The sequence below is a fragment of the Vibrio sp. OPT20 genome, assembly GCF_963889365.1.
In the GTDB taxonomy this organism is placed as follows: Bacteria; Pseudomonadota; Gammaproteobacteria; order Enterobacterales; family Vibrionaceae; genus Vibrio; species Vibrio splendidus.
Genome location: NZ_CAWPOA010000058.1, coordinates 434,978 through 448,807, shown reverse-complemented (window position 1 = coordinate 448,807; position 13,830 = coordinate 434,978). Strand labels below are relative to the sequence as shown.

The window sequence follows — 13,830 nt, the reverse complement described above, 5'->3', positions numbered from 1 at the left end:
GCAGACAAGCTTAAACCTCGAATGTCATCACTTCATCAGAAATTATGCTGTAGCGCTCCCCTAAACACAGAACACTGTCAGAAAAACAAAGCCGAGCACTCATGCTCAGCTTTTTATCTCAATGGCTTAAATATCATTGATGATAAAAAGCCATTGAGGTTAGTGTCTTAATGAAAGTACACCAACATCTCGACATCATCTCCTTGTTGCTCAGCACTAAGTAAGAAGTGCACATAGCCTTCTTCTGTTACAGGGATTTGTAGGTACTCATTGCTACCACGGTAATCAGACGCATAGTCATGTTGCCCTGCCGTTGGCCAATATGAGTGACTGGCGAACAGATCAACGTTGCCTCGATTTGGTTGCTCAGTATTCTTATCGTTCAACCACACTCGAACCTCTTGTACGCCCTGTGGTACATAGACTGCTGCATAACGTCGTTGGTGCACAGTCAATACTTGAGCCTGACCGGATTCCAATACTACAGGCGTTAAATCATCTTGTTCTTGTGTTGGTGGTGTTGGCGTTTCTGTTTCTAGCGAAGCCAACAGTGCCACATCATTGAAATCGGTACGCCCCGCAATACTCATGTAGTAGCGTCCCGGTTTGATATAACCTGATGCCTCTGGTTCAAACGTCACATGCTCATTGCTGCCATTACCATATTGGCTGAATTCAAAATCATAGTAATGCGCCTGTTTGTTGTAACTCACGTAGAGGTCAGCATCACCTTGGCTTTGTCCTAGAGCATTACCTTCAATAGAAACCTCGAAATGCTTGGTGTTTTCTGGCACATCAACATAAAACAACTGCTCGCTATACGCCTCTCCGCTCAGCACTACGCTTTGGTTCGCGACAAGCACAGTGAACTTCTCTGTGGGATCAGCTGGCTCTCCTGGGTTCGAGCCCGGGTTTGGTATTTCAGGCTCGGTTGAGACAGATTCTAACCAACGTTCAAACTCACCATTGTATTGTTGCCCAAACACTTCCACTTGCTGCGCCCATTCGGCAAACTGACCAGAACGAGACAATGCCAATAAGCTTTCAACATCTTGCGGGTGTTCTTCCATCATAAAGCGCACCGCTAAGTAACCCCATCGGTAGATACGATTAGAATCGTGGGAGTAAGTGGTCGCAAACACATCCGACAGACTCATTTTTCCACTAGCAATCAAATTAATCGCGGCATCGTAGCCTTGCTGGTAATGCATGAACTCGGCAAAACCTTCTAGCCACCACACCACATAACCATGAGCCAAATTGTCACTAAAGGAACCATACTGGTTAAAGCGCGCATCGAGATAGTGAGTATATTCATGCTCTAAATTGAGAATAGAAAGGTCATCGCCATTGGCGTAACGGTAAGCCACGAAACGTGCCACGTTACCCACTCCAGCAGGGTTTCCTTCTAAATACTGACCGCCGTTATCGGTGGTGTTTCCAAACAAGAATGCAGAGTAATCGGTGTAGCTGCCTTTACTGCCAAATACCGCCACTTCAACGCGGTTGTTGTTATCGTCGGCGACAGGTTGTTGGCCCGTATTCGCCACTTGATGAAACTGTGCTTCTTTGGCCGCCAACACATCACACGCTTCAATGGCTTGTGACGCACTCAAGTCTTGAGATCGGATAATGGCAGGCCCTTGGCATTCATGACGATTAGGTAGAACGCGCATCGCTAAATCACGTTTTGCTTGCTCAAGATCCAATCCGTTTAAGCCTTCAGGAGCGTAATACCCCATCATCTCAACCGCTGCTAACCAAAGTTTGTCGTGCTCACTGCCAAGCGGGTTTTGTGCCATCACTTGCTGCATAACTCGCAACGCTTTGTCTTTAGTTTCTTTGTTTGGGCTTGCAAGCAAGCGACCTGTTTCACGGACTGCGTTATAAACAAGAAAGCCGGCATCAGTATCCAGTGCCCATGAGTTATCACGAGCGAACGCTGCAAGTGTATCGATATGCTGAGTATGACTCGCCATATAATCGTAAAAATCATCTCTAGCCGCGTGACCAGCCATTGCTCGAAACAGATTGTTTAGCCCGTCGACCCATTGTGAGTCTTGCGCGGTCTCTCTATTGAAGTGACTCAGTGCCGCAAGTTGTGCATCCATTGTGAGTGGCAGTTGCTTTACGTTATCAACCATTAGCGTCAGGCTTTTCATTGCTCCAACTTGTTCACGACCTTGGTCTAGCGCATTAGGATTGGTAAGGAAGGCAATGGTTGACTGAGCAAACCGCTGGCTCAACGCTTCACTGAAGTCTTGTGCTTGCGCGTTATAGCGAACGTAATAAGCCGCACGAACAAACTCACCAAGGTTTTCTAACCTACGAGCTTGTTCAGGTTCGCCTCGATAACGGGCAATTTCTAGGTTCAGCGTAAATTGAATGCGACTTAAGCTCGCTTCGCTGTAGATATTGTTCAATGAACTTTCATCTGCCGAGAACCAAGCGCTATAACAAGCGTTGTCTGCTGCTGAAACTAAAGAAGCAAGATCAGATGCCTGTTGAAGATCAGCAACATCACATTGATTTTCGGCAAAAGAAAAACTAGAAACACTGGCGATCATGCAAGCAAGCGCCAAACGATGACGTGGGAATAAACGGGGATGAGACATACGGCACTCATTAGTTAATTGTATATTTAGGGTTGCCGTTATATTCCTTACAACTAACAAGGTGAATTTACTTGCATATGATTTATGAGATTGGTTCAAAAAATAGATATTTCACGTTATTTTATAAATTCAAAAGTTTATGCTCGACTTAACTACACTTGGATCAAATACAGGAATCACCAACACAAACTGTTGATAGTAATGTATTTTATTCTGACATGATTTAGTCAATATATGACAAGCCTATATTGTTAAGGGGCTGTGCAAGTAGTAGAATCTCGCCCGATTATGCAACTTATCCCTCAAGTAATAGGCTCAAGTAAAGTTACGGCAGACTCGCTCCAAGTAACATGACTCAAAAAAAACACTAAAAAAATTTGTGTCCTGTAGACAGTGCAGATCGAATAAAAATAATTATATAGACCTAGGCTAGGTTCGGTTAATCAAATGAAAATAACGTCGTCTTTAGGCTCACTGTTGGCTAGCAGTCTGTCTATCGAAATAAAACAGCGAGCTCTGATAGAGCTCGTCATCAGTACCTATCAGCCACAAGAGCGCACTGCTCTTTTCCAAAGCGTGACAGAATATCGTAGAAGCCAATTAGAATTGCTTTTCCCTGAGCATCAAAACAAAAGCTATTCGGTATTGTTTGAGGTGATAGACTACCGCGATCTGATTCTGCGCTATCCAAACACACTATCTGCAGAGGTTGATCTTCTAGAGCAGGCCGTAGGCCAGTGCTACATGCATTGGTTAGATTTTTGGTGTGAATGTGAAATTGCCGCAATCAAAGCAAAATCACCATTGAACACCAAGTCCCCTTCTTCTGTTGATCTGCCCATTAAAGATAGTGCCTACTACGGTGCAATCGTTGAACACATCGAAGATGCTCAACTTGTAGTGCAAACGCCCTGTCACCCACAAGGAATGTCAATCAGCGATGCCATTGCTTTAAGCAACCTTGAGGTGTTCATCAAGGGCGAGAAATGGTTTGAGATGCTGCCTTTATTACACCTTTCTCAGGCAGGTAAGCATTTTATTCTACTAAAACATCCAGTTGATGAAGCCTTTCCGACACTGGTTTCCTCTGCGCTGATTCAAGACTGGTCTAAGAATGGTACTTGGCTAAGTTACGCCCCCCCGTTCAGCAATGAACAATGGCACTACTGTTTATCCAATCACGGTTACGACGAACTGGCGAAGCTACAACTGTTCACACCGCCTACACTGTCAAAGTGTTACTCTCTGCCAGAATTTGACCAGCAATTCCAGTTACAATTGTCGGCTAAACACGCCCTATGTGAAGTACTGCGTCTTACAGTCAGTGGCAAGACTCAACAAAAGCTCTATTTCCTCTATCTTGCTCAAAAAAAGATGCTTAGTTTACTGTATCAAACAGGCTATAAAATGGGCTTCACCATTATAGACCAACCTTTGATACTCAATTTTTACAAAGCAATCGGACCAAAAGCATATTTACAACTAGGGTCTTGTGACCTGAACGGAAATAACTTACAAACTTACCGCGGTCTATGGAATATTGAACTGATGCTTTTAGCATTCGGTCGCGTCAACTTTCATGACTATAGACGCTGTCTTCGTGAAAATAAAAACACAGCATGGTAGAAAATAATGAACATGTTTGATTTCGGACTAGAGGCAATAGTCTATGCGAAAGCAATAACACTGCTTGCAACTGTAGCCATCGTCGTGATGTGGTTACTCTACTACTGCTATCGCCTTAGACAAAAGAACAAAGTTATTATTGGAACACACCATGCCCCTTACATCGCGTATTCGATCTGTATTGTTGCGTGGATCTGCAGTAACGCCTACTTCCATACCGACTTATTACCAGAACTTGGGGCCTCAGCCGCCGTATACGCAGCAAAATTGGCCAACCTAGCCTCTTTCTGTGCGTTTGCCTTTGCCTATTACTTCTCGTGTAAACTCGCAGCCGAACAACGTAATAGTAAGGTTCACCCGTGGCAACAAGCCATTTTTGTCACACTGACTGTCTATTCCTTCTTTATCAATTTAAGTCCGGGATTAACCGTTGAACATGTCACGATTGCTGGCCCAAGCGAGTTCGTTATTGAGTTTGGCCCGTACACGCCGTACTTTTTTACAGGAGTAATAAGCTTAATTATCCTGACGCTACTCAACCTCGTGGCCATGCGCGCCAACAGTAGCAAGTTAATATTAGCCAAAACCAACTACATGATTACAGGCATTTTGGTTTTCATGCTATCTACTGCAACAGTTCATATTGGTATTGCCTATTTCATCCGCGACTTCTCACTCACTTGGCTGCCACCCGCCTTGTCGATCAGTGAGATGTTGTTCGTTGGCTATGCTCTACTGACCTCTCGCTTCTATAGCGTGAAATACCTTGCGTACATGAGCTTAAATACGTTGTTGGTGTGTGCAATTTTGGTGATACCTTTTGGCGCAATATTTATCCCACTGACAGACGATAACCAATGGCTCATTGCTATCCCGATCTGCGCGGTTATCGGCATCACTTGGCATTTACTCTACAAACGTGTGAGCGACTACGCCTCCTTCTTTATCTACGGAAACAAGAAAACGCCAGTACAACAGATCCTCGCGCTAGAAGAGGATTTCAAGCTATCAATTGATGATGCAATGCGTCGTTTGGGTAGCCTACTGCAAATTCCAGAAGATAAGCTACGTCTAGTGAACAGCAACTACAACGAAACCTTCTACGAAGATTATCTGTCTACTAACAAGTCCGTTTTAGTGTTCGATGAGTTGTCTCAGGAGCTTGATTACACCGCACCAGCCAAGCGCTCAATCAAAGCCCTGTATGACAAGATGAGCTCCAACGATACCGCTTTGGTGATGCCTCTGTTTGGTCAGGGGAAATCGGTCACGCACTTGTTAGTATCGTCACACAAGAGCAACGATCAGATGTTCTCTAACGAAGAGATCTCTGCCCTGCAAACCTTGTTAACTCGAGTACAAAGCACTATCGAAGCCGATAGACGCATCCGCCAAAGCCGTGCCCTTGCTAACTCAATCGCTCATGAAATGCGTAACCCACTGGCTCAAGTGCAATTGCAATTTGAACTATTAAAACAGCACATTGATAATCAAGCTCCAGCGAAACAGATCTTACTTGATATTGAGAACGGCCAAGCTGCGATTCAACGTGGTCGACAGCTGATTGATATCATCTTGCGAGAAGTCAGTGATAGCTCACCCGAGCATGGACCAATCACCATGACCTCTATCCACAAGGCCGTGGATCAAGCCGTCAGCCATTATGGCTTTGAGAACGAGAAGATCATTGAGCGAATTCGTTTACCACAACATGCTGATTTTGTGGCAAAGCTGAATGAAACCCTATTCAACTTCGTTATTTTCAACCTGATACGTAACGCGATCTACTACTTTGACTCTTATCCAGACAGCCAAATTGAGATCAGCACCAAAACTGGGGATTACGAGAACGTCCTCACATTCCGTGATACTGGCCCCGGCATTGACGAAGCCATTGTTCATAAGATCTTTGATGACTTCTTCTCTTACCAAAAAAGCGGTGGTAGTGGTTTAGGTTTAGGCTACTGCCAACGTGTGATGCGTTCATTTGGTGGCAAAGTTGAATGCCATTCCAAACTTGGAGAGTTTACTGAGTTCCACCTGTACTTCCCTGTTGTGCCCAATGCACCCAAAGCAGACGCGCTTCGTACGCCTTACTTCAATGATTGGAAAAGTAATCAAACTGCAACTGAAAACAAAACCAATGCTGAAGCTAAGCCAAATAACCCGCCAGAAACGCAAAGTTCAGAACCAACAAGCACGCTAACCCCAGGGAATCATTTGGCTCCAACCGTACTGATCGTCGATGATAAAGAAGTACAACGCACGCTTGTTCAAATGTACCTGAGTCGACTTGGCGTCAATAGCTTACAAGCCAAAAACGGTGAGAATGCCGTCGAGCTGTTCAAAACACACAAGGTCGATTTGATCTTAATGGACGTACAAATGCCGATAATGAATGGTTTTGACGCCAGCCAAATTATCAAGGCACGCTCTCCTCAAACGCCAATCATTGCTTTGTCTGGCGAATCAGGACAACACGAGTTAGATATGATCAGCAAACTGATGGATGGTCGCCTAGAGAAACCAACCTCTTTGAAAGCACTGCAACACGTTCTGGACAACTGGCTAGAGAAAGGCTGGGCGTCAAACGCTTCTAAAGAAACAGAAAGTGAATAACTGGCTACGGACGGTTAAGCGAATCAATGGTTAAATAGTTAAATAGTTAAATAGTTAAATAGTTAATAAAAAATGCCCTCAAGAGATGTTTTGAGGGCATTTTTTTGGTCAACTCATTGAATCAATTAAAAACAATCACAGTTAAAGCTTACTGATGGTTGGCTTCAACCATCGCCGTTTCGATCAAATCCAGTAACCATTTGTATTTGGCAGAGTGTTGGTTTTTCTTATGAAGATAGGCAAATACCTCCATTTTTTCTGCATCTTCTTCTAATCCTTCAATCACAATCGAGCGCAATACTCCCTTGTGCTGTTCGATCACCGGAGGCATGCAGGGTGCGATCATATTGGAATGCTTAATCGTTTCTATTAACCCAACAACTGACGTCGTTCGAAGCGCCATATTAATCGATTTACCTTGGCTTAAAACTTCTTCTTCCAATCGCGAGTGTTTGTTTTGGTCGAAGTAAGCAAGGTCTACATGCGCAAATGGAAAGGACAACAAATCATCGATCTGTGCTACATCCTCTTTAAAAGGATGGTCGACTCTTACTGCCAATACAAATTTTAGGGTTACGAGAGGCACAGCAATGATCTCGGCGGGCAGGTTTTCAGCTTCAAAGTGAATAACAAAATCAATCTCGTCACTCTTAAGTCTTTCCAGTGAATCTTGGGAGCTAGTATGACTAATCAACCTCGAAAGTGGACTTTCATCTGAGAGTTGATGAAACAGAGAGGGTGTTAACCAAGGCAAAAGGTGCGGGTTCGCCTCTATCTTAAAATCTTCGCTTAGTTCGGCAGGAGTAAACTGTTTACCCTCTTCTATCGCCGTGACCAACCCGTCCAATAGTGGAAAAACACGTCGATACAGTTCATCAGAATAAGGCGTCGGGAGAAACTGCTGATTGGACAAAACAAATAGCTCTTCACCTAACGATTCCTTAAGCTTTTTGACGCTTTGGCTTACCGCTGGTGTCGAGACAAACAGCTTTTCAGCTGCTTTGCGCAAGCTTTTTTCCTGATACACCACCACAAACACTTTCAATAAGTTCAAATCGACATTATTCAGTTTCATACCCAAACCATAAACCACTACTTAACGAATGGTTAAGTTTATATGAATTAACTTAACGATGTCCACTTTGTATAGTTACCTCACCTTCACGCAGTACACGGATGTAGTGAGATAAATTTATGAGGCATCTATGTTATTACAACGTTCAATCCTTTCTCTAACTCCTTTGTTTCTGGCAAGTGTCGCTTTCGCGGAAGAAGCCGAAATTCAAGATATGTCAGACCCGTTAGCCGTCTATACACAAGGTGGCTTCGGTTACACAGACAAAGGCTTAAACCTGAAAATCGGGCAAACCTATGACACTGGTAGCGATACGACCATGGGTATGAATGTCTTCGAAGTCAAAGGCATCGCTGGTGAAGCCATTGGTTGGAATAACCGAGGCGCAGATGACAGTATCGATTCGATTCGTTTCAGAAACTTCGGCGTAGACTTAACCAATGGTCGAGGCACACAAGTCGATATGTCTTGGGATTTCGATAGTAATCAAGGTAGTGCGTCATACAGCTTTATACAGGCTCTTCCACAAATGGGCATGTTTAACTTCTATCCGCTTGCGGGTGTTGGTGTTGCTGCAGGTGAGGAGTTGGTTGAAGGCTCTGGAGGCAACCTCGACGCGGATCAACTTCGTGATCGCTACAACATGCACGGTACTTTCTACGTGGCGGGTATGTACGCAAAAATGCAACTTACCGACAAGATTTGGTTGAACTATAACCCTATGTATTTAGGCACGATGTCTGGTTCATCAACGTTCAAAGATTATGGATTCGAGGGCAGTGATTCTGTACTCGCACATGAGTTTGCTGCGAGCTACCAGATTAACCCAAGGGCGAACGTTCGTTATTTTGCAAATTGGACAGAAAACACCAGCATCGAAGACGGTGATCACCGCATCGAATTTAACTATCAGTTTTAAGCAGTCACTTTCTGCTTGGATGAGCTCTTTCAGTTTGAACCAATGATTTCGGTTCGACGAGCCATTCCCGTTTTGACGAATAATTTTGATTTTTTGAGGACACATTATGAATATGATATCTAAAGCCTTTGTTGGTAGTTTCACTTGCCCATTACGCTCTGCTGCCATGCTAGTTTCTGTAACAGCCTTGTTTTCAGCCACAGCGATAGCAGGCAACGGTGATGCGACAGAAACGATCCAAACGCGTGCAGGTGACTTTACTTTCGAAACCGACTTTCTTCATGGCATTCCAACACAAGAAAGCTCAGCAAAACTGTTTGAACTGATGGACTATCAACGCGCGTCACAAGCGTACATTTGGTCCGTGCCTTTGGTGTCAAACTACGCATGGAAACAAGCCTATGCCGACATGGGTGCAGAGGATGGTCAAATTACTTATGTTGAGTCTCATGAATCTAAGCTAGGAGGCTTAACTTACAACACCTCTACGCCTTACGCGATTACTTGGTTTAACGTAGAGAAAGAGCCCGTTGTTATAGAAATTCCCACAAATGAACTGCGTGGCGCGGTACACACCATGTGGCAAATCGGTATTTCTCAGATGACTGAGCCGGGCGTCTACGTGGTAAAAGCCAAAGGGTCTGAAACGCCGAGTAACCTGCCAAAAGGCGCAAAAGTATTTGAGTCTGATACCAATAATGTTTTCTTGGGTGTTCGCTTAATGGCTAAGTCAGATCAGCAACGTATGAAAGACTTAGAAGCATTAAAAATTACTGACCTTAACGGCAAGCCGCTCAGTAGCAAAGGCGTAAACTTCCCTAAGCGTGGTGACGATGCTAAGCACCCACGTGGTATGGCATTTTGGGAAACGTTGAATGAAGCGATCCAAGCCGAACCTGTAGCAGAGCGCGACCGTATGATGCACGACATGTTACGCCCACTAGGTATTGAAAAAGGCAAAGCATTTACCCCATCAGCTCAGCAGCGTGACATCTTAGAACAAGCTGTAGTCATGGGTGAAGCTATGGTCAAAAACATCGATTTCAACAAAACCGAACGTCTACCACACGCGGCTTACGGTAAAGAAGGGAATTCGTGGGAAATCGCAACGGCTTCAACACCAAACCAAGACCGTCACTATGGTATGGACCTCGATGGACGTGCAGCTTGGTTCTATGAAGCTGTAACTAACGACGTAGCAATGCACGGTTTTGAAAATGGCGGCTGGGGTCAGATTTACCTAGACAACTACCGTGACGACAATGGCAAAGGGCTAAATGGCAGTAACCACTATACTTTGACGCTAGATGGAGATGTAAATTTCGCCGATTTGTTCTGGACAATTACTGTCTACAACGTAGAGAACCGCGCCATCATCGACAACGATATTGAGCGTGCCGACGTGGGTTCTAACATTGAAGAGACAGTTAAAGATGCGCAAGGCAATTACACCTTCCACTTCTCGCCAACTAAGCCTGCTGGTGTAAATGAAGCGAATTGGGTGCAAACCCGAGAAGACGAAAACTGGTTTGTTTACTTCCGCGCATACTCACCAAGTAAAGCATTTGTAGAGCAGCAGCCTGAAACCTTGTTGCCTAACTTTAAGCGTGTGGACTGATCGTCTAGAGCGAATCACGTATGACTTGTTCACGCCAAAAATAACTATCAGGTTCAAAGAACAAAACAAAAGAGGAGCCTCAGGGCTCCTCTTTCTCTTTTCTATCTTCACTAATAACCGGGTAAGACCTTGATAGGTTTAATCTAAAAGTGAACGAACGTAGTCTGCAATTTCTGGGTCTTGGCAATGATCAAACAAGCATTGTTGGAAACGTTCACTGCCAACCGCTGTTTTCACGAGCTCTTGGTCGATTGCTCTTAGCGAATCAATAAAGTTATCTTTGACCACTGCGGCTTTCACTTCATTCAAAATTGCTGCGTTACGTTGCTGTGGTTCTGCACGTTCTAGTGGATACCCATTACCACGCTCGCCTGTGAACGCTTTTTCAAAGATATAACGAATGTTGAGTTCACCTGCCCAGCCAAAGCCTTTAGCAAAAGCGAGAGCGAGAGCATTACCGTTATTGATTTGGTTAAACAAGAAAGCATCTGATGGCTCTAGGCAGTAACCACACACCACACCCGGATGCAGGTTCAGTGACATCAAAGCACCTTGCCCTGTTCCACATCCCGTCACAACAAAGTCCACAGCCTTTGAGTTGATGAGAATACTCGCCATGATACCTAAGTGGATATACGTTAAGTGGTGATCATTCTCGTCGGTCATACCTAGATTAAAAACATCATGACCAATGCCACCCGCCACTGACTCTAGCTCAGCGGCAACCATGGCATTTTTACCTGCCTGACTGTTTTCCATCATTAGTGCGATTTTCATTTATGTTCTCCTGCAAGATTGCTGCAAATTTAAAATTCTTAACCGTGTTTGTTACAAGGTCAGTTAACGAGCTAACCAACCACCATCAACAGCAATGGTATAGCCGTTAATGTAATCCGATGCTGATGAGGCTAAGAACACACAAGGACCTGCGATATCTTGCGGTTTACCCCAACGCTCAGCCGGAATACGCTCAAGAATCGCTTGATTGCGCACAGCATCTTCACGCAGAGCTTGAGTATTGTTCGTTTCCATATAACCGGGTGCTATCGCATTCACATTGATATTGTCGCGCGCCCATTCGTTCGCCATCGCACGTGTCACTCCCATCACAGCACTTTTTGAAGCCGTATAGGAAGGAACTCGAATGCCACCTTGGAATGAGAGCATCGATGCAATATTAATGATCTTTCCGCCAGTGCCTTGAGCCTTAAACTGCTTTGCAACAGCCTGAGACATAAAGAACACAGTCTTAGTGTTCACGTTCATTACGTCATCCCAATCTTGCTCTGAGAACTCAATAGCATCTTGGCGGCGAATAATTCCTGCATTGTTCACGAGAATGTCGACTTGGCCAAACTCAGCCAAAGTGCGCTCTATAACCTCTGGAATGCACGCTTGATCGAGAAGATCAGCACTCACGTTTAGGAACGAATGACCTGCTGCACTCATTTTCTCAATAGTCTCTTCAGGTTCTGTTCGGTTAACACCGACAACCTTACAACCAGCTTCCGCTAAGCCTAATGCAATACCTTGCCCAAGCCCCGTGTTGCAGCCAGTCACTATCGCTACTTTACCTTCCAGACTGAATGACTCTAAGATCATGCTCGCTTCCTCAATTACATTGGATTCATTGCGTATCATTACTACCAATAATTAAATCATACAATAAGATGTAAATGCGAGAGCGACGTTGTAGAAGTTCGATCTTGCACCAAAATCAGTCAAGCAAGTTGAAACGAGCACCACAAACTAAATGAATGGGGGAAGTGATTTGAAGAAGAGAGACCTATAACCCACTATGAACCATGAACTCGAAGATCACGTAAATCAGATATTTTAAGGATTTGGCAACAATTCCATGATTTAAAAGAGTAAAAGGGTTATACATAATGATGTGTTATCTAAAATACTGAAATTATCATGACGCTCAAAGAGATCCTTAACATTCCCAATGTCCGCTACTTCTTAATGTTTCGAAGCAGCTACTTTGCGCGTTTTTACTACCCTATATTCACCCTACTCTATTTAGATTACGGGCTAACTCTTTCTCAATTCGCGATGCTTAATGTAGTTTGGGCAGCTACCATTGTGCTTGCTGAGGTGCCGTCGGGTGCGTTCGCTGATACCTTAGGCCGCAAGAAACTAGTGGTGCTGTCTTCGATCGTGATGTTTGTTGAGATCGCAATGATCGCGCTAGTACCAACCGGAAACCCCGACTTGGTGTTCATTGTCTTTCTGATTAACCGGATTCTCAGTGGCTTAGCGATGGCACTGGCCAGCGGCGCCGACGAGGCATTGGCTTACGACACCTTAAAAGAACAAGGCAATGAAGAGTTGTGGCCTCGAGTGCTGCAAATACAGCTTCGTGTCGCCTCAACGGTCGGTATCTTTGTTACGCTGATTGGGGCGGCGATGTACGATGTGAACTTTATGACGAACATCTTTCATTTCCTTGGACTAGCCGAACCAGAAAGCACAAAAGATCTGATGCGTATTCCTGTGTTCGCCACCCTATTTGTCGCGATGATCGCTATCTATGCCGCGATTAATATGCGCGAAGAGAAAAAGGTGATGCCAAGCGACCAAACCAAATTGGCAACCACCATCTCAAGTCTTAAATTGACGATCGATGCGGGTAAGTGGGTATTTGCTACGCCTTACGTGCTGTTCATCTTGCTCTACTACAGCCTATTCGAACACACCTCACGCATGTTCCTAACCATGAACAGCCAATACTATCTGGCCATTGATATTCCAATTATCTACTTTGGTTTTATTGGTGCGGGTATCAGCTTGCTTAAGATTATATTGGCAGGACAAAGCCGAAGATTAGCAGAGAGTATGGAGGCTAAAACCTTCATTGTAGTTATGGGATTGGCAAGCATGGCGACTTATTACTGGATCAGTTTAGGTTGGTCGATTTACGGAGTCATTCCGGCACTGGTATTAATCTTTATCATCATGACGATGAACATTTTCATCAGCTACCACCTGAATAAAAAAACCGAATCACACAACAGAGCCACGGTTCTCAGCTTTAAAGGGCTGATGTTTAACCTCGGATACGGCCTGATCGGTATCTTGTACGCTTACTACTATAAGTTGGTGTCTCAGGGCTACACCGAACAAGAGATAGAACAGAACCTTGCCTTCTTGGCCTCACTGTCTTCGTTTTTCTATTACTTCACCTTACTGTTCATTACGATCAGCGCACTGTTCTATTTCAAGAACCGAAAAGAGCCAATTTTTTGAGGCGGCTAGCTATATTGTGTTGAAGTTCAACGAGCTAACTCTTCAAAGGTTAGCTCGCACAAAGTTCTGATTTACCCAAATAGACTATCGCCTGAAAATGGACGCT

At 44.4% G+C, this 13,830-nt stretch carries 9 protein-coding genes; 5 read left to right on the top strand and 4 right to left on the bottom strand.

Annotated elements, in window-relative coordinates:
• Positions 1–167: 167 nt before the first annotated feature.
• Complete coding sequence (locus AACR09_RS14045; protein ID WP_193835220.1) at positions 168–2,615, bottom strand: M9 family metallopeptidase; 2,448 nt, start codon at positions 2,613–2,615, stop codon at positions 168–170.
• A gap of 447 nt (positions 2,616–3,062) precedes the next feature.
• On the opposite strand from AACR09_RS14045, the gene AACR09_RS14040 reads away from it, so the two are divergent.
• Together AACR09_RS14040 and luxN are read left to right on the top strand one after the other, a co-directional pair.
• Positions 3,063–4,241, top strand: a complete 1,179-nt coding sequence (locus AACR09_RS14040) for an acyl-homoserine-lactone synthase (RefSeq protein ID WP_193835219.1) — start codon at positions 3,063–3,065, stop codon at positions 4,239–4,241.
• Between the two features lie 12 nt (positions 4,242–4,253).
• Positions 4,254–6,860, top strand: a complete 2,607-nt coding sequence (gene luxN, locus AACR09_RS14035; RefSeq protein WP_193835371.1) for a quorum-sensing autoinducer 1 sensor kinase/phosphatase LuxN — start codon at positions 4,254–4,256, stop codon at positions 6,858–6,860.
• A 148-nt stretch (positions 6,861–7,008) separates the two neighbouring features.
• On the opposite strand, the gene AACR09_RS14030 is transcribed toward luxN, so the two are convergent.
• Positions 7,009–7,935 (bottom strand): LysR family transcriptional regulator, encoded by a 927-nt coding sequence (locus tag AACR09_RS14030; RefSeq protein WP_193835218.1) that lies wholly within the window; start codon positions 7,933–7,935, stop codon positions 7,009–7,011.
• Between the two features lie 130 nt (positions 7,936–8,065).
• Here AACR09_RS14030 and AACR09_RS14025 point away from each other — a divergent pair, with 130 nt between their 5' ends.
• Positions 8,066–8,854, top strand: a complete 789-nt coding sequence (locus AACR09_RS14025) for a hypothetical protein (RefSeq protein ID WP_004731951.1) — start codon at positions 8,066–8,068, stop codon at positions 8,852–8,854.
• A 106-nt stretch (positions 8,855–8,960) separates the two neighbouring features.
• Positions 8,961–10,472 carry a DUF1214 domain-containing protein gene (locus tag AACR09_RS14020; protein ID WP_193835217.1) on the top strand — a complete coding sequence of 504 codons (1,512 nt, stop codon included), beginning with the start codon at positions 8,961–8,963 and terminating at the stop codon, positions 10,470–10,472.
• A 138-nt stretch (positions 10,473–10,610) separates the two neighbouring features.
• On the opposite strand, the gene AACR09_RS14015 is transcribed toward AACR09_RS14020, so the two are convergent.
• Both AACR09_RS14015 and kduD read right to left on the bottom strand, forming a co-directional pair.
• Positions 10,611–11,249, bottom strand: a complete 639-nt coding sequence (locus AACR09_RS14015) for an RpiB/LacA/LacB family sugar-phosphate isomerase (RefSeq protein ID WP_193835216.1) — start codon at positions 11,247–11,249, stop codon at positions 10,611–10,613.
• 63 nt (positions 11,250–11,312) lie between these two features.
• Entirely contained in the window at positions 11,313–12,074 is a 762-nt protein-coding gene (kduD, locus tag AACR09_RS14010; protein ID WP_017077347.1) for a 2-dehydro-3-deoxy-D-gluconate 5-dehydrogenase KduD, read from the bottom strand.
• A 318-nt stretch (positions 12,075–12,392) separates the two neighbouring features.
• On the opposite strand from kduD, the gene AACR09_RS14005 reads away from it, so the two are divergent.
• Positions 12,393–13,724: an MFS transporter gene (locus tag AACR09_RS14005; RefSeq protein WP_108185229.1), complete on the top strand. Its 1,332-nt coding sequence runs from the start codon at positions 12,393–12,395 to the stop codon at positions 13,722–13,724.
• Positions 13,725–13,830 lie beyond the last annotated feature (106 nt).

Excerpts from the sequence above, each read along its gene's own strand:
- AACR09_RS14045 (WP_193835220.1), bottom strand. The coding sequence starts at position 2,615 with ATGTCTCATCCCCGTTTATTCCCACGTCATCGTTTGGCGCTTGCTTGC.
- AACR09_RS14040 (WP_193835219.1), top strand. The coding sequence starts at position 3,063 with ATGAAAATAACGTCGTCTTTAGGCTCACTGTTGGCTAGCAGTCTGTCT.
- luxN (WP_193835371.1), top strand. The coding sequence starts at position 4,254 with ATGTTTGATTTCGGACTAGAGGCAATAGTCTATGCGAAAGCAATAACA.
- AACR09_RS14030 (WP_193835218.1), bottom strand. The coding sequence starts at position 7,935 with ATGAAACTGAATAATGTCGATTTGAACTTATTGAAAGTGTTTGTGGTG.
- AACR09_RS14025 (WP_004731951.1), top strand. The coding sequence starts at position 8,066 with ATGTTATTACAACGTTCAATCCTTTCTCTAACTCCTTTGTTTCTGGCA.
- AACR09_RS14020 (WP_193835217.1), top strand. The coding sequence starts at position 8,961 with ATGAATATGATATCTAAAGCCTTTGTTGGTAGTTTCACTTGCCCATTA.
- AACR09_RS14015 (WP_193835216.1), bottom strand. The coding sequence starts at position 11,249 with ATGAAAATCGCACTAATGATGGAAAACAGTCAGGCAGGTAAAAATGCC.
- kduD (WP_017077347.1), bottom strand. The coding sequence starts at position 12,074 with ATGATCTTAGAGTCATTCAGTCTGGAAGGTAAAGTAGCGATAGTGACT.
- AACR09_RS14005 (WP_108185229.1), top strand. The coding sequence starts at position 12,393 with ATGACGCTCAAAGAGATCCTTAACATTCCCAATGTCCGCTACTTCTTA.